Origin of the sequence: Lichenihabitans sp. PAMC28606, from assembly GCF_020616535.1 — a bacterium.
GTDB classification, from domain to species: Bacteria; Pseudomonadota; Alphaproteobacteria; order Rhizobiales; family Beijerinckiaceae; genus Lichenihabitans; species Lichenihabitans psoromatis.
The window spans coordinates 1,895,202-1,915,473 of record NZ_CP085136.1; the positions used below are offsets into that span (position 1 = coordinate 1,895,202).

20 protein-coding genes and 1 pseudogene are annotated in these 20,272 nt (G+C 63.0%); 12 read left to right on the forward strand and 9 right to left on the reverse strand.

The annotated features are described in order from the left end of the window. Nucleotides 1-37: 37 nt before the first annotated feature. A complete protein-coding gene (locus LGH83_RS08980) occupies nt 38-358 on the forward strand; it encodes a cupin domain-containing protein (RefSeq protein WP_227401490.1) in 321 nt (106 codons plus the stop codon). Nucleotides 359-367: 9 nt separating this feature from the next. On the opposite strand, the gene LGH83_RS08985 is transcribed toward LGH83_RS08980, so the two are convergent. Genes LGH83_RS08985 through LGH83_RS08995 form a run of 3 tightly spaced genes read right to left on the reverse strand, consistent with a single transcriptional unit; the run spans nt 368 to nt 2,932 of the window. Continuing rightward, a complete protein-coding gene (locus tag LGH83_RS08985) occupies nt 368-1,264 on the reverse strand; it encodes a metal ABC transporter permease (protein ID WP_227401491.1) in 897 nt (298 codons plus the stop codon). Further along, complete coding sequence (locus LGH83_RS08990) at nt 1,185-2,060, reverse strand: metal ABC transporter ATP-binding protein (protein WP_227401492.1); 876 nt, start codon at nt 2,058-2,060, stop codon at nt 1,185-1,187. The genes LGH83_RS08985 and LGH83_RS08990 overlap by 80 nt, the downstream gene beginning before the upstream one ends. Continuing rightward, the gene (locus tag LGH83_RS08995) at nt 2,057-2,932 is read right to left on the reverse strand and encodes a metal ABC transporter solute-binding protein, Zn/Mn family (RefSeq protein WP_227401493.1); all 876 of its coding nucleotides are present in this window, start codon (nt 2,930-2,932) and stop codon (nt 2,057-2,059) included. Before LGH83_RS08995 ends, LGH83_RS08990 begins: the two co-directional genes overlap by 4 nt. A gap of 210 nt (nt 2,933-3,142) precedes the next feature. Here LGH83_RS08995 and LGH83_RS09000 point away from each other — a divergent pair, with 210 nt between their 5' ends. Beyond that, the gene (locus LGH83_RS09000; RefSeq protein WP_227401494.1) at nt 3,143-3,619 is read left to right on the forward strand and encodes a Fur family transcriptional regulator; all 477 of its coding nucleotides are present in this window, start codon (nt 3,143-3,145) and stop codon (nt 3,617-3,619) included. A 39-nt stretch (nt 3,620-3,658) separates the two neighbouring features. Here LGH83_RS09000 and LGH83_RS09005 read toward each other — a convergent pair whose 3' ends face one another. Then, the gene (locus tag LGH83_RS09005) at nt 3,659-4,582 is read right to left on the reverse strand and encodes a lipid kinase (protein WP_227401495.1); all 924 of its coding nucleotides are present in this window, start codon (nt 4,580-4,582) and stop codon (nt 3,659-3,661) included. Nucleotides 4,583-5,005: 423 nt separating this feature from the next. Here LGH83_RS09005 and LGH83_RS20100 point away from each other — a divergent pair. Next, nucleotides 5,006-5,326 (forward strand): annotated as a pseudogene (locus LGH83_RS20100) (PAS-domain containing protein); the annotation flags it as partial. A gap of 129 nt (nt 5,327-5,455) precedes the next feature. Next, a complete protein-coding gene (locus tag LGH83_RS09010; protein ID WP_264479159.1) occupies nt 5,456-7,075 on the forward strand; it encodes a putative bifunctional diguanylate cyclase/phosphodiesterase in 1,620 nt (539 codons plus the stop codon). 39 nt (nt 7,076-7,114) lie between these two features. On the opposite strand, the gene LGH83_RS09015 is transcribed toward LGH83_RS09010, so the two are convergent. Beyond that, on the reverse strand, nt 7,115-8,920 hold the full coding sequence (locus LGH83_RS09015; protein ID WP_227401496.1) for a M23 family metallopeptidase: 1,806 nt from the start codon (nt 8,918-8,920) through the stop codon (nt 7,115-7,117). A gap of 294 nt (nt 8,921-9,214) precedes the next feature. Between LGH83_RS09015 and queE the strand changes: the two genes are divergently transcribed. The 3 genes from queE to LGH83_RS09030 are packed head-to-tail and all read left to right on the forward strand — an operon-like array spanning nt 9,215 to nt 11,008. Next, entirely contained in the window at nt 9,215-9,847 is a 633-nt protein-coding gene (gene queE, locus LGH83_RS09020; protein ID WP_227401497.1) for a 7-carboxy-7-deazaguanine synthase, read from the forward strand. Nucleotides 9,848-9,852: 5 nt separating this feature from the next. Next, a complete protein-coding gene (gene queC, locus LGH83_RS09025) occupies nt 9,853-10,554 on the forward strand; it encodes a 7-cyano-7-deazaguanine synthase QueC (RefSeq protein ID WP_227401498.1) in 702 nt (233 codons plus the stop codon). A 16-nt stretch (nt 10,555-10,570) separates the two neighbouring features. Beyond that, entirely contained in the window at nt 10,571-11,008 is a 438-nt protein-coding gene (locus LGH83_RS09030) for a type II toxin-antitoxin system VapC family toxin (RefSeq protein WP_227401499.1), read from the forward strand. A gap of 90 nt (nt 11,009-11,098) precedes the next feature. Here LGH83_RS09030 and uvrB read toward each other — a convergent pair whose 3' ends face one another. Together uvrB and LGH83_RS09040 are read right to left on the reverse strand one after the other, a co-directional pair. Then, complete coding sequence (uvrB, locus tag LGH83_RS09035; protein ID WP_227401500.1) at nt 11,099-13,777, reverse strand: excinuclease ABC subunit UvrB; 2,679 nt, start codon at nt 13,775-13,777, stop codon at nt 11,099-11,101. A 65-nt stretch (nt 13,778-13,842) separates the two neighbouring features. After that, a complete protein-coding gene (locus LGH83_RS09040) occupies nt 13,843-14,052 on the reverse strand; it encodes a hypothetical protein (protein WP_227401501.1) in 210 nt (69 codons plus the stop codon). Nucleotides 14,053-14,178: 126 nt separating this feature from the next. Here LGH83_RS09040 and LGH83_RS09045 point away from each other — a divergent pair, with 126 nt between their 5' ends. Beyond that, complete coding sequence (locus LGH83_RS09045; protein ID WP_227401502.1) at nt 14,179-15,666, forward strand: DUF1800 domain-containing protein; 1,488 nt, start codon at nt 14,179-14,181, stop codon at nt 15,664-15,666. 5 nt (nt 15,667-15,671) lie between these two features. Next, a complete protein-coding gene (locus LGH83_RS09050) occupies nt 15,672-16,901 on the forward strand; it encodes a DUF1501 domain-containing protein (RefSeq protein ID WP_227401503.1) in 1,230 nt (409 codons plus the stop codon). A gap of 6 nt (nt 16,902-16,907) precedes the next feature. Here the strand turns inward: LGH83_RS09050 and LGH83_RS09055 are convergent, their stop codons facing one another. Then, nucleotides 16,908-17,171: a hypothetical protein gene (locus tag LGH83_RS09055; protein WP_227401504.1), complete on the reverse strand. Its 264-nt coding sequence runs from the start codon at nt 17,169-17,171 to the stop codon at nt 16,908-16,910. A gap of 283 nt (nt 17,172-17,454) precedes the next feature. Here LGH83_RS09055 and irrA point away from each other — a divergent pair, with 283 nt between their 5' ends. Then, nucleotides 17,455-17,910: an iron response transcriptional regulator IrrA gene (gene irrA, locus LGH83_RS09060; RefSeq protein ID WP_319799652.1), complete on the forward strand. Its 456-nt coding sequence runs from the start codon at nt 17,455-17,457 to the stop codon at nt 17,908-17,910. Nucleotides 17,911-17,982: 72 nt separating this feature from the next. Here irrA and LGH83_RS09065 read toward each other — a convergent pair whose 3' ends face one another. Then, entirely contained in the window at nt 17,983-18,495 is a 513-nt protein-coding gene (locus LGH83_RS09065; RefSeq protein WP_227401505.1) for an SH3 domain-containing protein, read from the reverse strand. 283 nt (nt 18,496-18,778) lie between these two features. On the opposite strand from LGH83_RS09065, the gene LGH83_RS09070 reads away from it, so the two are divergent. Further along, complete coding sequence (locus LGH83_RS09070) at nt 18,779-19,774, forward strand: 2-hydroxyacid dehydrogenase (protein WP_227401506.1); 996 nt, start codon at nt 18,779-18,781, stop codon at nt 19,772-19,774. A 192-nt stretch (nt 19,775-19,966) separates the two neighbouring features. Further along, entirely contained in the window at nt 19,967-20,224 is a 258-nt protein-coding gene (locus tag LGH83_RS09075; protein ID WP_131113135.1) for a DUF1150 family protein, read from the forward strand. Nucleotides 20,225-20,272: the final 48 nt, after the last annotated feature.

Genomic DNA, 20,272 nt, shown 5'->3' on the forward strand with positions numbered 1-20,272 from the left:
CGCGTTGTCTTTCTTTTCGGCGTGTAAGGACGGGACCATGGCACACGACATTGAGATCATCGACGCGGAGCACACCCGCAAGAGCAAGTCGGGGGAGCGCCATCTCGCAAAAGGCCAGTCGATCTCGATGCGCATGTGGGACGCGGAACCCGCCGGCATCACCAAGGAGCCGATCCGCAGCGACTACGAAACCGTGGGTTATGTGATTGCCGGCATCGCCGAGATCACCATCGAAGGCGACTCCGCTGTGCTCACACCCGGATCATCATGGGTGGTGCCGAAGGGGGCCGAGCACACCTATCGTATCATGGAAACCTTCACGGCGATCGAGGCCAATTCGCCCCCGACGAATCGTTAAGACGACGCGTTAACGCGCCTTCGCGAAGCCGCGCTGCGCCATGACCTGGCGCAGCGGGCCAGCCATGACGCTGGCAAGGTAAATCACGCCAGACATGATCGTGATCCAGAAACTCGTCGGCCAATCCGTATACCAGGCCAGAACGATACCGCCCCAGGACTCGATCAAGGCGAGACCCGCCGCGAGCGCGATGCCGGTGCCGAAGCGCGACGACAGATTGTGAGCGGCGGCGGCTGGACCCACCATCAGGGTAAAGACCAGAAGAACCCCGACGATCTGAGCCGACTCGGCGACCGCAACGCCCACCACCGCCAGAAACGCAACCGACAGCAAGCGCATCGGCACACCTTTGGCTTCGGCCAGTTCGGGCTGGAGGCTCGAGAAGAGCAGAGGCCGCGCCATTACGCCCAGCGCCGCTAAACTCAAGGCCGCCAGGATCACCAGGCTGAGCAGCGCGGACGAACTGACGCCCAGCACATTGCCGAACAGCAGCGCCGTCGCCTGGGTCGCAAAGGCGGTGTAGAAATGCAGGAACAGCAGACCGAAGCCGAGCGCGAGAGACAACATCATCCCGACCGCCACATCCCGCGACGCTAATTTTTCGCCCAAAGCCCCCATCGCAATGCCGGCCAGTAGCGTGAAGCCGACGAGGCCCGCCAACGGCGACACACCGAGCAGCACCGCGCCGGTCGCGCCCGTAAAGCCGACATGCGACAGGGCATGGCCCGCGAAGGTCTGACCCCGCAGCACCAGGAAGTAGCCGACGATCCCCGACAGAATGGCGACCACGCCGGACGCCATGAAGGCGGTTCGCATAAACTCGTAGTCAAGCATCGTGCCGAACCGCTCCGACGCATTGAGCCGCGTGATGATCGTGACGATCGCCATGGTCGTGGTCATGGTCATGGTCGTGGTCGTGCTGATGAGCCCCGGTCTCGGCCTCGATGCCGCCGCTCATCACGAAGATGCGCGAGCCGAGACGAAGCACTTCGATCGGCGACCCATAAAGCGAAGACAAGATCGGCGCGGTCACGACGGTCTCGACATCGCCGAGCACCGCCCGCCCCTGGCCGAGATACAAGACGCGATCGATCGCGTTCAGCAGAGGGTTCAATTCATGCGCGCTGAACAGCACCGCCATGCCGAACTGCCGTTGCAATCGCATCACGAGATCGACGATGCTTTGCTGATGATGAGGATCGAGGCTGATCAGCGGTTCGTCGAGTAGCAGCAGCTTGGGCCGCCCGAGCAAGGCCTGCGAAATGAGAAGACGCTGACGCTCCCCCCCCGACAAGCTTCCGAGCGGGCGGCGGGCAAGGCCCGACGCCTCGACCGTATCGAGCGCCCAGGCCACATCCTCGCGCTCCGTCGCATTAAGGGTCGGCAGGCCCCACCGCCATCCCCCAACCGCGCTCGCGACGAAATCCCAGCCGGTGAGGCCTTGTCCGGAGGCAAGCTTGCGATGTTGCGGCATGTAGCCGACCGCCCGATTGCCGCGTGACGCCGGCGCGCCCATAACCGTGATGGTGCCACGGGACGGCGCGACCAAGCCCAGGATCGCGCGGATCAACGTGGTCTTGCCCGCCCCGTTGGGGCCAAGCAAACCGATGAATTCGCCCGGTCGGATCGCAAAGCTGACGTCCGACAAAATGACGCGTTTGCCGAGCGACAGCCTGACCTGATCGAAGCTGATCGCTGTCAAGGTTTGGGGCTCGCCAGGGCCTTTTCGAGATCGGTCAATTGGTCGAGCATCCATGCCTCGTAGGTCTTGCCAGCCGGCTCGGTTTCGCTGACGCCGACAACCGGCACATGCGCCTCCTTGGCGATCCCGACAAGTCGCTTGACTGCCTGATCGTCGGCTTGGCTGTTGTACAGCATGGCTTTGACCTTGTGACCCTTAAGGTCGTCCTCGAAGGCTGCGACATCGGCCGGGCTCGGCTCGGTGTTGTTCATGACGGCGAGCTGAAAGGCCTTACTCTTCATATCGAGGGCCAGGGCGTCGGCCATGTAGCCAAACACCGGCTCGGAGGCCGTCACGGGTTGACCACCAAAGCGGGCCTTGATCTCGGCCATCTTGGCTTTCAGCGGCTTCAGTCCGGCCACAAAGCTTTCGGCCCGCCGGTCAAATTCAGCCTTATGGGCTGGATCGACTTTCCCAAGGTCATCGGCAAGCCTGTTGGCCACCGCCATCATGGTGGCCGGATCGTACCACAGATGGGGATTGTCGCCGGGCTTCTTCCCGACGAGATCGGCCGCGACGATCTCGATCCTGTCTTTGGCCTTTGAGGCGCTGAGCAATTTTTCCATCCAGGGATCGTAATCCGCGCCGTTTGAAATCACGATCTTGGCGTCCGTCAAAGCCCGCGCGGTCGATGCGTCCGACTCGAACAGATGCGGGTCCTGGTCGGGGTTAGACAGGATGCTGGTCACGGTCGCTTGAGGGCCAGCGATTCGCTGGGCCAAGTTGCCGTAGAAATTTTCAGCCGCCACGATCGTGATGGGCGCATTGGTCGCTGATGCAACGCTGCAGGACGCCGCGAGGATCGCGACGGCGGCCAAAAGGGAAGCTCGCATAGGGATCTCCTGGGGGCGGCGCGCCATCGACGGGCGCCGGGCCCAGACTGTTAGGTTATTACATTACACCGTACAAGATATCATTTTGGCTCGAGTGGCTGGACGAGGGCACTCACGCTCGCCATGTCATGCTATAACGCCAGGATGCGATCGACGACCTGAGCCAAGAGAGCCAACGGCTCGGTCCGGTTCGGCAACAAAGAGGGCCATGTGTCCACGTCCCACGTCAACTCTCATGAGCCGAAGGTGACCGGCGACTGGCTGCACCGCGTCGAGGAACTCTGCGGCAAGCGGGGCCTCCAATTGACGGCCCTCCGCCGTCAGGTGACCGAAATCCTGGCCCGCGCGCCTGCCTCGCTGACCGCCTACGAAATTATCGACGAACTCGGACGCGTCCAGGGCCGCCAAATTGGTCCGCCGACCGTCTATCGCACGCTCGATTTTCTGACCGAGAACGGTTTCGTTGTGAAGATCGAGAGCCGCAACGCCTTCGCGCGCTGCGATTGCCCCGGGCATCATCACCATGGGGCTTTGCTGATCTGCTCTACCTGCGGGCGGACGGATGAAATCGACAGCGACGCGCTTGATGGCGTGCTTCGGTCGGTCGCGACCGACAGCGGGTTCACGATCAAGCGCCAGATGGTCGAGCTCGAAGGGCTGTGCGACCGCTGCCGTCCGGCCGTCTAGGCTCGATCGCATCGCACGACCGTCGCGGAACGGCCGGCTTCACGGCACATAAACCTCGATGGCGCGCGGCAGCACCCGAAACCGCGCCGGTGTCTTCGTGGTGATTTCACCATCGGTGTTGACCGACCGTTCGCGGCGGGTCCGAACGGTGATATCGGCGCTCGCCAAGGTGCGAACCTCTTTCCATCGTCCCTGCCGGCCATGCCGCATCGAGGGCAGCACCATCATCAATTGCCAGAGCTTGCGGACCTCGAGGCTGTAGACATTCAGGCGGCCATCGTCGATTGCGGCGTCTTCGGACACCGTCATGCCCCCGCCGTAGTGCCGGCCGTTGCCGATCGCGAGATGGATCGTGCGGCCACGCTGGACGGTGCCGTCCTGTTCGATCTCGATCGTGAAGGATCGCAGACGTTGGAGCGCGCGGATGCCCGCCACCAAGTACCCCAACGTTCCCCATCGCTTTTTGGCATCTCGCGTCAGCGCGCGCGTCAGATCCACCCCGAACCCGATACTGGCCACATTGAAGAACGGAACCTCATTGGCTTTGCCGATGTCGATCCGTGTGCGGTTGCCCGCTGCGATCACCTGAGCCGCTGCGACGGGATCGATCGGAAGACCCAAGGTGCGAGCCAGATCGTTGGCGGTGCCGAGCGGGATGATGCCGAGCGGAAGACCCGTGTGGAGAAGGCCGGGCAGCGCCGCGTTCAGCGTTCCATCGCCCCCGCCAAGCACCACGCGGTCGACCTCGCTCGCGAGAAGGCGGATCATGGCCGACACTTGAGATGCCTCTTCGCAGGCTTCCCGGCGGACCGGAATGCCAGCCGTTTCCAGCGCGTCAAAGACACGATCCGAGGCCGCCGCGCCATTTCGGCTTTTTGTGTTGACGATCAACAGAGCCGGTTTTGTCAGATGGTCGCTGGCGATGGACGATGTGGGTCCGCTCGTGTCGTCATGCTCGTTCATGGCTGCCAATCGGGGCTCGTGCGGAGCATATCGATCCGGATTGCCTTCCCCCGATCGCGGCGGCGGGTCTCGCTGGTCGACCCCAAACATAGCGTGAGCCTGTCGAGGATCGTCCTCTTCAACCTGAGCGCCGCACCTCCGAGGACTGGACCCTGTTCAAACATTGCCCGCTCTTTCCGCTGATCGTGAAGATCAAACGTCCAGCTGTCGCATTGGCTGCATGCGAGAACGGCAGCGGCATTAACCGTGCTATGGTTTAGGCCGATTGTGCTGAACTCTGATGGCATGAAACGCGTTCTCAGTGAACCGTTCCATTTTAATTTATGCTTTGACGATATTGAAGCCTTTTAGCGCCCCAGCATCGATGAGGATGCGCGACTCTCATCAGGACCTCGCCAAGTGACCAATTGCGCTGAGACAACGATGGATGTCGAGCGTGGTGTCGCGCTCCTCCGAGCCTGTTTCGATCAAACCCGACAAGGCTTTCTGCTTCTCGACCAAAACAGAAACATTCTTGCTTTCAACCAGCATTTTCAAACGCTCGTCGGATATCCGCAAGACGTTCTTTGCGTCGGAACAGCAAGTCGTGCGCTGATCGACTCAGAATTCGAGCTCGGACATTATCCAGGCCTTACGATTGACGAGGCGAGGTCGGGATGGGAGACCCGCTTCATATCGCCTTCGGCGACCGAGCATCGCCGAACCACCGCAAGTGGTAAAACGCTGTCTTTGTCGTGTATTCCGACCGAACAGAATGGTTGGTATATTATTACCTGTCGGGATATTTCGGAAGAACTTGATACACAGCGTGCTCTCGTGGCACAAAACGATCGTTTCGACGCAGCCCTTAGCAATTCGCCGCATGGGCTGTGCATGTTCGACGATCATCTTCGGCTTATCCTCTGCAATCCGGCCTATCGGAAGCTTTACAATCTTCCCGAAGACTTTCTTCGTCCCGGTACGGCGCTGCAAGATATTCTCGCCTACCGCGCGAAGATTAATAGCGCGCCTCGCAATATGCAGATCTATTTCGATGTCACGATGCCGGCGCAAATGCGCGGCGCAGCCGCCAGCACCCGCGTTGAACTGCAGGATGGGCGCACGATTTGCATCACGCATAACCCGATGCCACACGGCGGCTACGTCGCCTCACATGAGGATGTGACGGCTGCGATCGGCTCGGAGGCTCGCATTCGCTACCTGGCGAACCACGATAGCCTGACCGGTTTACCGAACCGGATCGCTTTGCGAGAGCGTCTCGAGGACGCCATGGGAGACGTGAGGCGCGGCGAGAAACTTGCGGTGCTGTACCTCGATCTCGATGCGTTCAAAACCGTGAACGACACCCTGGGTCATCCGGTCGGCGATCGAGTTTTGATCGAGGTGACGACACGCTTGAAGCACTGTCTGCGGGATATCGACTTCGTCAGCCGCATCGGCGGCGACGAGTTCATCGTGCTTCAATTCGGATCGAGCACAGCCGAGCAGGCGACGGCGTTGGCGCTCCGCCTGATCGACGCGGTCTCCAATGCATATGATCTTGACGGACATCAAATCGTGATCGGCGTGTGTATTGGCGTTGCATTCTGTCCAGCACACGGCTTGACAAGCGAAGCCGTCATCAAGAACGCCGATCTTGCGCTCTATCGGGCAAAATCGGGCGGTCGCAATACGTTCCGATTGTTCGAACATGCCATGGACATCCCAGTCCAATTGCGCCGACAATTCGAAATCGATCTCAGAGCCGGCATCGCGAATGAAGCGTTCGAGCTTTACTATCAACCGCTGATCGAGATCGAGACCGGCGTCATCAAGAGCTTCGAGGCGTTGATTCGATGGAAGCATCCCGAACGCGGTTTGCTCTCCCCGATCGATTTCATCCCCCTGGCGGAAGAGTCGGGCCTGATCGTTCCGCTCGGCGAATGGATCATTCGGCGAGCCTGCCTCGATGCCGCCGTCTGGCCTGCGGAGATCGGTGTCGCGGTCAATCTGTCGCCGGTGCAGTTCAAAGCCGGAAATCTGTTGCGGGTCGTTCGGGGGGCGCTCGCGGATTCGGGCCTCCCTCCAACGCGTCTCGAGGTCGAAATCACAGAATCGGTGCTGCTGGTCGATAACGAGGTCACGGCCGCCTTGCTGCATGAATTTCACAATGTCGGGATCCGCATCGCGCTCGACGATTTCGGCACCGGCTATTCGTCCCTGAGTTACTTGCGGTCGTTCCCGTTCGACAAGATCAAGATCGACAAGTCCTTCATCCGCGAACTCGGCGAGCGGCACGACTGTGCCGCCATCGTCAAGGCGATTGCCGATCTCGGTTTGGCGCTCGGGATGGTGATCACGGCCGAGGGCATCGAAACCGCCGAGCAATTGAGCCTCGTTCGCCGGCAGGGTTGCGGCGAGGCTCAGGGCTACCTCTTCAATCGCCCCCGCCCTCTCGCCGATATGCCTGCCATGCTCGGCATGGACGGCAGGTGGCGCGACGGCATGTCGTGATGTCCTGGTTTTGTGGCGCTGGTTGCCTGCACGACGCGATCAGCTTTTCTTGCTGGCCGTCCCAACCGTCGAGGCCTTGATCAGCACATCGATCCGGTCGCGCCGTCGCGCGAAGGTCGACAGAGCCTCGCCTTCGAGAATCCGGCCGGCCGAGAGTTTGATGCGAAGCGGATCGACGTTGTGGTCGTTGATCTTTACTTCGTAATACAGATGCGGTCCGGTCGAGAGGCCGGTCGAGCCGATATAGGCGATCGTTTCGCCCTGCCGCACCCGCGTGCCGACCCGGATGCCGCGTGGATATCCGGACACGTGCGAGTAGGTGGTCTCGTAGCCGAGATCGTGCCGCACGCGAATATATTTGCCGTAGCCGCCCTCGTAATCGATCTTCTCGACGACCCCTGCCCCGGCAGCAACGACGGGTGACCCATAAGGGGCCGCATAATCGACGCCCTGGTGAAACCGGCGGTCCCCCAGGATCGGATGCGTGCGCCAGCCGAAGCCATCGCCGAGCCGTCCGTTGGCGACCGGCTTTCGCAGCAGAAATTTGGTCACGGAATGGCCGTCGCGATCGTAATAATCGACACTGCCATCATCAGATGTCTCGAACCGATAGAAGCGATGCGTCTCGCCATCGATTGTCAGGCTGGTAAAATCCAGCACTGGATCGGTGTCCGGATCGGGCTTGTCGACACTGTAGAGAAATTCGGCCGTATCGTCCGACGAGACCGGAACTCCCAGATCCGTATAGGCGCTCGATAGCCGCACCAGTTCATCGACCAAAGGCTGGTCGGCGATATTGTGTCTCGATAACGCATAGAGACTGTCGCGCACGGATCCCTGGTCGGTGCCATCGTCGTCCGCGACTTGCGGGTCCGTCTTGAACGCCACGGAGCGGATGCCGGGCGCAGCTTGGATCGGCACGGCGACACGCTCGTAATGGCCCGCATCCGACAGGGCCGCCTCGCCCACAGTGCCATCCGTGCGCTCGATCCGGATCGTCACGGGCCGCGCGGAGCTCGGCTGCGCGGTCGCCGCATTCTGACGGATCACGATCGTTTCGCCGCCAACCAATACCATGCGGCTGAGGCCAGGCGGAGCGACGGCGGTCGCGATATCGGCCGCGTCGGTCTGCGACAGGCCGAGCAGCAAGAGCATCGGTTCGATCCGGTCACCGCGTTGCGCCAAGATCACGCGATCGGGGTCGTCCGGCAGGTGGCGGGTTCCCACGATCGTGGTGACATTCAGCGGCGTGCCGCGCGGACCCGTGTCGAGATCGAACCGCGCCTTGGCCGCATAGGCCGAGACGCCGACCGGTGTCGTGCGCGCGAGCCCCCCCATCAGGATCTCGGGCGGCAGGCTCGGAGCCGACGGCTCGGGGAGCGCGGCCATCGGAGGTGCGGGCTTTGGGCCCGGCGCTCCAACTTCGGTTGGGGCGTTTTTGCCGAGATGCGCCACGAGATAGGTGAACGGCACCACGGCCGAGCCGGAGGACCGGACCTGCTCGACGTGGACCTGCACGTTCCGCGAGGTCGGGGCGGGCGCGGCGGCGGTCGAGAGGCGGTTGCCACGACCGAGCCCCTCGCCGGGTGCAAGCTGGGCATCGGCCGAAACCGCGATCGTCGGCGCATAGGCTTTGGCCGTGCCACGCAGCGCGGCATGGAGAACACCGAGCAGAAGGGAGGCGGATGCGATGGCGATGAGGCTCGTGGCCACCAGCCAGCGGATATTGACCGAGCGTCGATCGTGACGCGGATCCCAGCGCTCGCGCGCGGAAATCGGCGGCGTTCGATCGACAGGCGCCAGAAAGCGCGCAGACGACGCATGGGACAAGACGACAGTGCTCAAGAGATCGCTATGCTCCGCGATGCACGATCCCGTGTTCGGCTGACCGATACGGGCTGATGCCCCGGCAAGATGATGCAATCCGACATGTCGGCTCTTGGGTGATCCGTCGATCCGTCTACGCTGTGTGGCCCAAGCTTGACCTCAGCGCGGCGGGAAGCGGACGATATTGGGGCGCGTGGCCCGACGCAACCCCGCGCGCCCGCTGCAGGGCTGCCTTGCCGTGACAGCGCCGTCACCCTGGGATAGGACAGCGCCTCGCTTCGCCCCGGCGCGGCTTATCGCAGCTTGATGACCATGATCTATTCGGTAAAAGAGATTTTCTACACGCTTCAAGGCGAAGGTCAGAACGCCGGCCGCGCTGCGGTTTTCTGTCGCTTTGCCGGCTGTAATCTGTGGACCGGCCGCGAGGCCGACCGCGCAATGGCGGTTTGCACGTTCTGCGATACCGATTTTGTCGGCACCGACGGAACGGGCGGTGGCAAGTTTCCCGGTGCCGCGAGCCTCGCTGACTCCATCGCCACGGCTTGGGGTGCGGGGCGGGAGCGCCGGTTCGTCGTGCTGACCGGCGGCGAACCCTTGCTGCAGGTGGACGAGCCGTTGATCGCCGCCCTCCACGCGGCTGACTTCGAGATCGCGGTGGAAACCAACGGCACCCTTGCGGCCCCGGACGGGATCGACTGGATCTGCGTCAGCCCCAAAGCCGATGCGCCCGTGCGGCTCACTCAGGGAGACGAGCTGAAGCTCGTCTACCCGCAAACCGGGCAGGAGCCGGAGCGTTTCGCCGCGCTCGACTTTCGGCACTTCCTGCTGCAACCGATGGATGGCCCGGACCAAGCCGCCAATACGGCCCGCGCGGTCGATTATTGCATGGCCCATCCGCAATGGCGGTTAAGCTTGCAGACCCATAAGTTCCTCGGCATCCGGTAAATCGCATGGCTGAACACGCTCTCGTTCTCTTCTCCGGCGGGCAGGATTCGACCACCTGCTTGGCCTGGGCGCTGGACCGGTTCGATCATGTCGAGACGATCGGCTTCGATTATGGCCAGCGTCACCGCATCGAACTCGACGTGCGAGCGCCCGTGCTCGACGCGCTGCGGCTGCGCTTCCCGGTCTGGGGCGCGAAACTCGGCCAGGATCACATGATCAATCTCGCGGTGCTCGGGCAGGTGAGCGACACCGCTTTGACGCGCGACGTCGACATGGCGATGCAGACAAACGGCCTGCCCAACACCTTCGTGCCCGGCCGCAACCTCATGTTTCTGACCTTTGCGGCAGCCGTGGCCTATCGGCGCGGCGACAAGCACCTCGTGACCGGCGTCTGCGAGACGGATTATTCCGGTTATCCCGATTGCCGCGACGACACGATGAAAGCCATGCAGCTTGCGCTCAACCTTGGCATGGAGAGCCGGTTCGTTGTCCACACACCGCTGATGTGGATCGACAAGGCCGCCACCTGGGCGATGGCACAGGATCTCGGCGGTGAGCCGTTGGTCGATCTCGTCCGCACCGAAAGCCACACCTGTTACGCGGGCGATCGCACCCATTGGCACGATTGGGGCTTCGGCTGCGGCCATTGTCCCGCCTGCGACCTGCGCGCCAAGGGATGGGACAAGTTTCGGATCGAGGCGGTTTGAGCCGCCTCGATCAAGGGTGGCTCAATTCTTCGGCGTTGCAGGCGACGTCACGTTCGGCGATGCCTGTGCGGCCGTGGTCGCAGGGGCCGGGATTTCGGTGATCGAGGTCATGGAGTTTGGCCCGTCATCTCTCGACAAGGTCGCCCATCGTATTGACGGCCTGCACCACGAAGGAAAACGGCATGACATTGACGTTGTTCGAGCCATTCTTAGTGCGTCACGTCAAAGCCGAAGTCGCCCGTCTGATCGACGGCTCGGAATGGAAGTTGTGGCCGTCACGCACGAGACGGCTCGTCAGGTTGCGGACGCCTATGCCATGTGGGGCAAAGCTATCCATCCAGCCGGGCTGAACTTCGGCGATTGTTTTGCTGATGAGATGGCGAAAGAGCGAAATTGCCCTCTGCTCTTCATCGGGAACGATTTCACGAACACGGATGTGGAAAGAGCCTCTTAGAAGAATCGAGAGCTTTTTTGGCGAGAAGCCTCGTGGCGGACGGACCGTCCCGATCAAGCCGCTTGTCCTAGGGCGCGACTGACCGCCCCTTCACCGCCGCCCCCGGCCCTTCTTCCACTGCGTGACGCCGGGATCGGGTTTTTCGCGGCGGACACCCTCGCCGGAGAGCGGACGCGACTCGATGTTCGGCCCCATCTCGTCGAGATTCGGCTTGCGGGCGCGGGTGAGCGGCGCGGCCTCGCCACCACCCATATTATGCGGGCCCATTTCGCTGCTGGTCGGCTTGTGGGGCCGCGTCTCGGAGCGCGCATCGCCCGCTTTCGGGCCGGCGGGCATGTTGCCGGCGCGGCCGTATTTCCGCTCACCCGCATAGGCGCCGGCCTTATCCTCGACGGCTTGCTGGCGCGCCATCGGGTCGCTGCCGATGGTGAGTTCGGCCACCTGCATGCGCTTGAGCTCGTCGCGGAGCCGCGCCGCCTCCTCAAATTCGAGGTTGGCGGCTGCCGCGCGCATGCGCTTTTCGAGATCCGCCACCGTGGCTTTGAAGTTGTGACCGATCGCCGGGGTCGCGAGCCCGGTATCGACCGTCACATGGTCGGCCTCGTAGACCGAACCGAGGATGTCCTGAATGCCACGCTTGATGGTGGCGGGCGTGATGCCGTGCTCGGTGTTATATTCGACCTGCTTGGCGCGGCGGCGCGTCGTCTCCGCCATGGCGCGCTCCATCGAGCCCGTGACCTTGTCGGCATAGAGCACGACACGGCCATCGACGTTGCGGGCCGCGCGGCCGATGGTTTGGACGAGGCTGGTTTCCGACCGGAGAAACCCTTCCTTGTCGGCATCCAGCACCGCCACGAGCGCGCATTCGGGGATATCCAGGCCTTCGCGCAGCAAGTTGATGCCGACCAACGCGTCGAACACCCCGAGCCGCAGGTCGCGAATAATCTCGATCCGCTCGATCGTATCGATATCGCTGTGCATGTAGCGCACGCGCACGCCATGCTCGTGCAGATATTCGGTCAGGTCCTCGGCCATCCGCTTGGTCAACACTGTGATGAGGCTGCGATAACCGGCCTGGCTGACGGTCCGAACCTCGCCGAGCAGATCGTCGACCTGCGCGCGGGCGGGCCGCACCTCGACAGGCGGATCGATCAGCCCGGTGGGGCGGATCACCTGTTCGACGAAGACGCCACTGGTCTGGTTCATCTCCCAGGTGCCAGGGGTCGCCGAAACATGCACGGTCTGCGGCCGCATCGCCTCCCACTCCTCGAAGCGGAGCGGCCGGTTGTCGAGGCAGGACGGCAGACGGAACCCATATTCGGCGAGGGTCGCCTTACGACGAAAGTCGCCTTTATACATCGCGCCGATTTGGGGCACCGTCACGTGACTCTCGTCGGTGAACACCAGCGCGTTGTCGGGCAGATATTCAAAGAGGGTCGGCGGCGGCTCGCCCGGCAAGCGACCGGTGAGATAGCGCGAGTAGTTCTCGATGCCCTGGCAGGAACCAGTCGCCTCAAGCATTTCGATATCGAAAGTGGTGCGTTGTTCGAGCCGCTGCGCCTCGAGCAGGCGGCCGGTCGCATGCAATTCGTCAAGCCGCATCTTCAGCTCGGACTTGATCGCCTTGATGCTCTGCAGCAGGGTCGGGCGCGGCGTCACGTAATGCGAATTGGCATAAACCTTTACGGCCGACAGATCGTTGGTCTTTTTGCCGGTCAACGGATCGAATTCGACGATGCTCTCGATCTCGTCGCCAAAGAAGTCGATGCGCCAGCCCCGGTCTTCGTTATGGGCCGGAAACAGCTCCAGCGTATCGCCGCGCACCCGGAATGTACCGCGCGTGAAATCGATGTGGGTGCGCTTGTATTGCAGCGCCACAAAATCCGCGATCACCTGCCGCTGGTCGACCTTGTCGCCAACCTTCAGGCTGAACGTCATGGCCGTATAGGTCTCGACCGAGCCGATGCCGTAGATGCACGATACCGACGCGACAATGATGCAATCGTCGCGCTCGAGCAAAGCACGCGTCGCCGAGTGGCGCATGCGGTCGATCTGCTCGTTGATGGTGCTTTCCTTCTCGATATACGTGTCCGACCGCGGCACATAGGCCTCGGGCTGGTAGTAATCATAGTATGAGACGAAATACTCGACCGCGTTGTCGGGAAAAAAACTCTTGAACTCACCGTAGAGCTGCGCCGCCAGCGTCTTGTTCGGCGCGAGAATCAAGGCCGGCCGATTGGTGCGGGCGATCACCTGCGCCATTGTGAACGTCTTGCCCGAACCGGTGACGCCGAGCAGCACCTGATCGCGCTCGGAGGCTTGGATGCCCTCGACGAGTTCGCGGATCGCGGTCGGTTGATCGCCCTTCGGCTCATATTCGGATTGCAGCTTGAACTGGATGCCGCCTTCAGATTTCTCCGGCCGCGCGGGACGATGCGGCACCCAGGGTCGGTTGGCGAGGCGCGGGTCGCCGCTCTCCAGCAGTTGCTTCAGCACGTCGGCGGTGGCGGCTGAGCCGCTGATGCCGCGCGGATGCTGAGGCTCGTCGGCGAGTGCCACCGCGCCACCAGCCGGCTCGAACCGCGCCTGCGGGGCTTCGGCGAAACCGGAGCCGCGCTTTTCGTTCAAGGCCGGATTGAGCAACGCCGCGAGATGTTCGTCGAGCGGCTTCACGTCCGGACGGGACGCCTTGGGGCGCGTCGGGCGGGAGCTAGCGGGAGACTTGGTCGGCGCTGAGGTCGTCGGGGCGGGCTTGGGCGGCTTGGGCATACGCTCAATATGGAATGTCCGGCCGCTTCCGGAAAGGCCGGAACGGGAAGATGCGGCCGCGATCGTCACACGCCGGGCAGCAGCACGCCGAGCGTCAGAACCGCATAACCGGCCACGACGAGCCAAAACCGATGCTGGTTCACGAAACCGAGGCTGGCGGGCAGATGCGTGTAGAGCGACACCACCGCCAGGAGGACGAGCAGCAGCGAAATCACGAAGGTGACGATCTTGGGGGCGCTGAGCCCGCCACCGCCGCCTCGGCGCGCAAAAGCCATCGTGGTCTCCCGTTTCACATTGTCTTGCGGCTCGGGCGAATCATTCTGCCCCACCGCCGCCATCTTATATTCATGCTGCAGACAGGCTGATGTTGCTAGGTCGTCTTGTCTGCAAGGGAGGGCGTCATGGTCGACACCGCACCGGGACCCGGCTTAATCCTCTTCAATCGCTTCGGCATGGGCGCACGCCCGGGCGATCTCGCTGGCCTGCGACTGGACCCGCGCGCGGCCCTCAAGGCTGAACTGGCCAAGGCGGATGTGGCCCTGGTGTCGGAAGCGGATGCCTCGGCCCTCGGCCTGATGAGCACGACGCCCAATATCCAGGCCGCCTATGTGGCGCAGGCCGAGCGCAGCTTGGACAAGAAGCAGGCCGAGGATGCGACGCGGCTCGGCACCGCTCCGCGCGCGGCCCTCGGGGGAATCGGCAGCGATGCTGTGGCGGAGGCTCGCCCAAACGCGATGGCGATGACGGCTCTGCGACCGCCTGCCAAACCGGGGCCCCGCATTGAGCAGACGATCTACAATGCCGAGGCGCTGGCCAGGATCGACATGGCGACGCGGGCCGAGATCGGCTTCGTGGAGCGCCTCGTTGCCTTCTGGTCGAACCACTTCTGCGTCTCGGTCCGCAAAGGCGACATCATCCGGGTCACCGCCGGCTCGTTTGAGCGGGAAGCCATTCGGCCCAACGTGCTCGGCAGTTTTCTCGACATGCTGATGGCGGTCGAACACCACCCGGCCATGCTGTATTTCCTCGACAACAACCAGTCGATCGGGCCGGATTCGATCGCCGGTCAACGGCAGAAGCGTGGTCTCAACGAAAATCTCGCACGCGAAATCATGGAGTTGCACACGCTCGGCGTAGGCAGCGGTTACGCTCAGGCCGATGTCACGTCTCTGGCTCGCGTCTTGACGGGCTGGACCTATGCCGGGCGCGAGGGGCGGCAGGGCGAGCCGGGGTCGTTCGTGTTCAACGTGCGGGCGCATGAGCCGGGCGACCAAATGGTCATCGGCAAGGCCTATCTGCAAGGCGGGCTCGGCCAGGGCGAAGCGGCTCTGACCGACCTGGCCCGTCACCCGGCCACGGCTCACCACATCGCCACCAAATTGGCCCGTCATTTCATTGCCGACGATCCACCACCCGCCATCGTCGACCGCCTCGCCAAGGTGTTTCGGGATCGCGACGGGGATTTACGCGCACTCGCCGTGGCATTGATCGACAGCCCCGAGGCGTGGAGCGTGCCGCTGACGAAGATCCGCAACCCCTATGATGTCGCAATGGCCTCGGCGCGGCTCAGCGGCGCCGTTCCGCAAGATGCCGGTCCCTCGCTCGCCATCATGCGGAACCTCGGCATGCCGTTATGGGAAGTCGCCGACCCGAACGGCTATCCCGATACGGAGGCGGCCTGGGGCTCCCCGGAAGAAATGAAGCTGCGGCTCGACCTGTCGGTGCAGATCGCCCACGGGGTGCGGTCGGCCAAGGCGCCGCTCGACATGTTGGACGATCTGGCCGGACAGGAGGCGTCGGCAGAGACGCGGCTTGCCGTGTCGCGCGCCGAATCGCGGGAGCAGGCGATGGCGCTGCTGCTCATGTCACCTGAATTTCAGCGGAGGTGAGGTCGATGGTTCAGCTTTGCGAGACCCCCAATGCAGCGCGCCGCGCGCTCCTCCAAGCCGGCGGCGCCATGTTCGCCTGGGCCTACATGCCCCGCTTTGCTCTGGCGGCAGAAGGGCGCGACCCGCGCCTCGTCGTCATCATCCTGCGCGGCGCGCTCGATGGTCTCTCCGCCGTTGCGCCCGTGGCCGACCCTGATTACGCGGCGCTGCACGGGCAACTCGCCCTGTCGCTCACCGGTGACCATCCGGCGTTGCCGCTCGATGGATTCTTCGCGCTCAACCCGGCCATGCCGATCTTCGCCGGCCTCTTCGCGCAGCGCCAAGCCGCGATCGTTCATGCGGTCTCGACACCCTATCGTGATCGATCCCATTTCGATGGGCAGGATGTGCTGGAGAGCGGTCAGGCCGGCCCTGGCCTCGTCGATTCGGGGTGGCTGAACCGCGCCATGGCGGTGTTGCCGAAAGGCGACCGCATTTCAAAGGTCGATGGGTTGGCGGTCGGCGCGACGACGCCACTCGTGATCCGCGGACCCGCCCCCATCGTCGGCTGGGCGCCTCAAATCATCCCGGTCGCCAACGAGGATCTCGCGTCGCGCGTTTTGGCGCTGTATCAAGCCCGTGATCCGCGGCTCGCCGATAGCCTGGTGCATGGATTGTCGCTCGACCGGATCGCCGGCAACGCCATGACCGACAAGACGATGCGCGGCGGGATGGATACGCCTCAAGGCATGCGTCAAGCGGCGATCGGGGCAGCGCGGCTGCTGGCTGCCGAGGATGGCCCGCGCGTCGCGGCGCTCGCGTTCGATGGATGGGACACCCATGTCAACGAGGGCGGCGCCACCGGACGTCTCGCGCAACTGCTCGGCGGTCTCGATCTCGCAATCGGCGCGTTCCGAGATGGGCTAGGCGAATCGTGGCGCGACACGGCCATCGTGGTCGCGACGGAATTTGGCCGCACCGTTCATATCAACGGCACGACCGGAACCGATCACGGGACAGGGACCGTCGCGTTTTTAGCCGGCGGAGCGATTAAGGGTGGCCGTATTTTGGCTGATTGGCCCGGACTTGCCGCTGCTCGTCTTTATCAAAGCCGCGACGTCATGCCGACGACCGACCTTCGCAGCGTCTTCAAAGCGCTTCTCCAGGATCACTTGGGTCTTCCCCAAACGATCCTCGACACCACGGTCTTTCCTGGATCGGTCGGGGTTCGGCCAATCCAAGGCCTCGTGGTCTGAAACTGATCAGCTCCGGTCCGGCTCACCAGACCTCATGGCGGCATTGACGTTGTGGTGACCAACCGCAGCAGCGTCCGACATGCTGGCCCGCTGGCTCGACACATCGAACCCTGTGGTCGGGCGGATCGCGAGAGCCGATCCACCGATCGCAAGGGCCAGCACAGCAACGACACCGAGCGACACACGAAGCTGTCGGCGTGCCGACAGCGGGTCGATGCTGCGGGTGAAACCGGGGTGAGAGCTGTGATCAAAGTTCTGAGAGAGCGACATGGGAGCCCGTGCGAGATCGATGGCTGTTCACGCACGACAGACGTCGGGCGCAGACTTGGTTAGACTGTCAACATAGAAATCCTAAACAAGTTCCGTTTTCCGGGGTCGGACGCATAAATGTCTCGGTTAGCCGGTAAACAGCCCTAACGAATTCCCTCGGGTTGCGACTTGGGTCCGCAGACCATATGGTAACAATCAATCGTTTTTTCAGCTTTTTGGTCAGTCATCGATGTCAGTCAACAATACCAGCCGGACGCTCCTGAACAGGGTCGGAACGACGGTCATGTCCAGCGGCGCGACTCCCGCTCAGGTCATGCAGGGCTGCCCGGTCCATGATCTCCGCGTGAAATTGCGTGACGCCGGGCTTCGGCCGACGCGTCAGCGCGTTGCGCTCGGCTGGCTTCTGTTTGCCAAGGGCGATCGACATATCACGGCCGAAAAGCTGTACGAGGAGGCGACGGGCGCGCGCGTGCAGATTTCGCTGGCGACCGTGTATAACACGCTGCATCAGTTCACCGAGGTCGGTCTGCTGCGCGAAATCGCGGTCGACGGGTCAAAGACTTATTTCGACACGAACATCTCGAACCACCATCACTTTTTGTTCGAAGAGACCAACGCCCTGGTGGATATCCCTGATTCGCACATTGCGGTCGGTGCCCTCCCCGAAGCTCCCGAAGGCATGGAAGTGTCGCGCGTCGACGTGATCATCCGCCTCACCAAGAAGGTTGCGTCGGCCTAAGCTGCGGAAGATCCGAGCTCGCTGCCCGTGCTGGCGGCGAGCGGACGCGGTTTTTGAGCCGAACCTTCGGCCTTAGTCGATGTGTTCGTCCGGGTAGACGCCCCAGAGGTTTGTCTGCTGCATGTAGCCGTCGAACCCTTCACCAAAAATTCGGCACCAATGGCCGTCGCATCGCTTGACGTTGCCAAGCACGCCGGGCTGCAGATTGGCAACGACCCTCGCATCCTCCGCCGGGTTCTGGCGCAGAGGGAGCACGATATCCTTCTTCCATGGTGCAATCAGCGCTGTCCGGCGTCCGGAAAGAAGCGAATGCAGCACCCAGCCCTCTGACCCTTCCGAGTCGCGGATCTTTCGCCAGGTGTCGAATTCGGCCGTGATTTCGACCGGAAGACCGGCCCGCTGAAACACCCAATTGGTGCGATGGTCCTTCGAGGGCCCCTCGCGCAGGTTCACGCGATCCGATTTCAAGCTGACATAGCGGGGAAGTGCCAGCCCGGTCGATGTGCCGAGCTGTTCGGCACGCGCCGGCGTCTGTAAGCCCAGCAGGACCAGGATGGCCAAGCCCTGCAGAACAGCTCCGATCACCCGTTTCGCCCCCGCGGCCGCACGTCTCCGCACCGTCGTGGCTCGCTCGTTCCGTCGCATTCCGGTTCCGTTCCACTTGATCGATCCGGCGATCATCTCGCTGGACACACGCCGGCGGCCGATCGACCCGATCCTTTTCGCAACCTGATTTGTTATGCTTAAGGCAGCGTAAACAACCGAGACGATCGCCCGACGATGGGGATGGCCGGGCTTGAAACCCGATCAGTCAACAGGTCTAGTTCGACGAGACGCCGGACGCGGCGACCCCCATCCAAGGCATCTCATGGCGCGCCATCGGCCTCTCGTCATCGTGACCCGCAGACTGCCCGAGAGCGTCGAAAGGCGGATGGGCGACTTATTCGACCTCGGACTCAACCCGGACGACCGGCCGATGAGCCGGGAGGCCTTAGCCGATGCCATGTCACAGGCCGATGTGCTGGTTCCCACCATTACCGACCGGATCGATGCCGCGCTTATCGCAGCGGCAGGCTCGCGCCTGCGGTTGATCGCCAATTTCGGCACCGGACGGGACAATATCGATGTCGTGGCGGCGCAGGCGCACGGTATTACGGTCAGCAACACCCCCGGTGTGCTGACCGACGACACCGCCGATATCGTGATGGCGCTGATCCTGTCGGTGGCGCGGCGTGTCGTGGAAGGCGCCGCCATCCTTCCGAACGAGACCTGGGACGGCTGGTCACCGACCTGGATGCTCGGTCAGCGGATCACCGGAAAAAGCCTCGGTATTCTCGGTATGGGCCGGATCGGACAGGCGGTCGCGCGCCGCGCCGCAGCCTTCGGCCTGTCGATCCATTATCATAACCGCACGCGGCTCCGAAGCGAGGTCGAGACCACTCTCAAGGCGACCTATTGGCCCTCGCTCGACCAAATGTTGGCCCGCATGGACATCGTGTCGGTCAATTGCCCGCATACCCCGGCGACCTATCACCTTCTGTCGGCACGACGGCTGGCCCTGATGCGCCCGACGGCGGTGCTGATCAACGCGGCGCGGGGCGAAATCGTCGATGAGGCCGCGCTGATCCGCATGCTGCAGACCCACAAGCTCGCCGGGGCGGGTCTCGATGTGTTCGAGCACGAGCCGGCCGTCCCGGCCAAGCTGATCCGGCTCGCGAAGGCCGGCAAGGTGACATTGTTGCCGCATATGGGCTCTGCCACGATGGAAGGCCGGATCGAGATGGGCGCGAAGGTGATCGTCAACATTCGCGCCTTTATGGACGGCCATCAGCCGCCCGACCGCGTGCTGCCGATCGACCTTTGACGCATGGCCGCATGCAGCGTCGGTCATCTTGACGAAAGCGGCAGACGCCACCAAATTTCCAACAACGGTGCGGTGCTAGCGCCCTGATGGCCCCTCGCGGGACGACAGGCCAACACCGACGAAGAGGTTGCGGCCGCGACGTAATCGTGTGGCGGCAGCCAGCGGGTCCTCCGGGACCGCAAAGGAGCACTTATGGAAGAGTTCAAGACCATCAATCCGCTGACCCCCGACGAATTCGCCCATCTCGGCCAGGGTGCGATCGCCTATGTGAAGCCGATCAAGTCCGACGAAGTGCCGCTTTTGTTTCCGCAGGCGCCTTCGATCCAACCCGGCCTCGATCTGTTCATGCTGCTCGGCGCCGACGGCATTCCGATCATGTTGACGGATTCAAAGGACGCGGCCTTCGCCAATGCGTGGGAAAACAAGCTGGAGACCGTCAGCGTCCATTGACGGACGACAGTGCAACACATCCGGTCTTCGGGCGCACCGGACTATCGG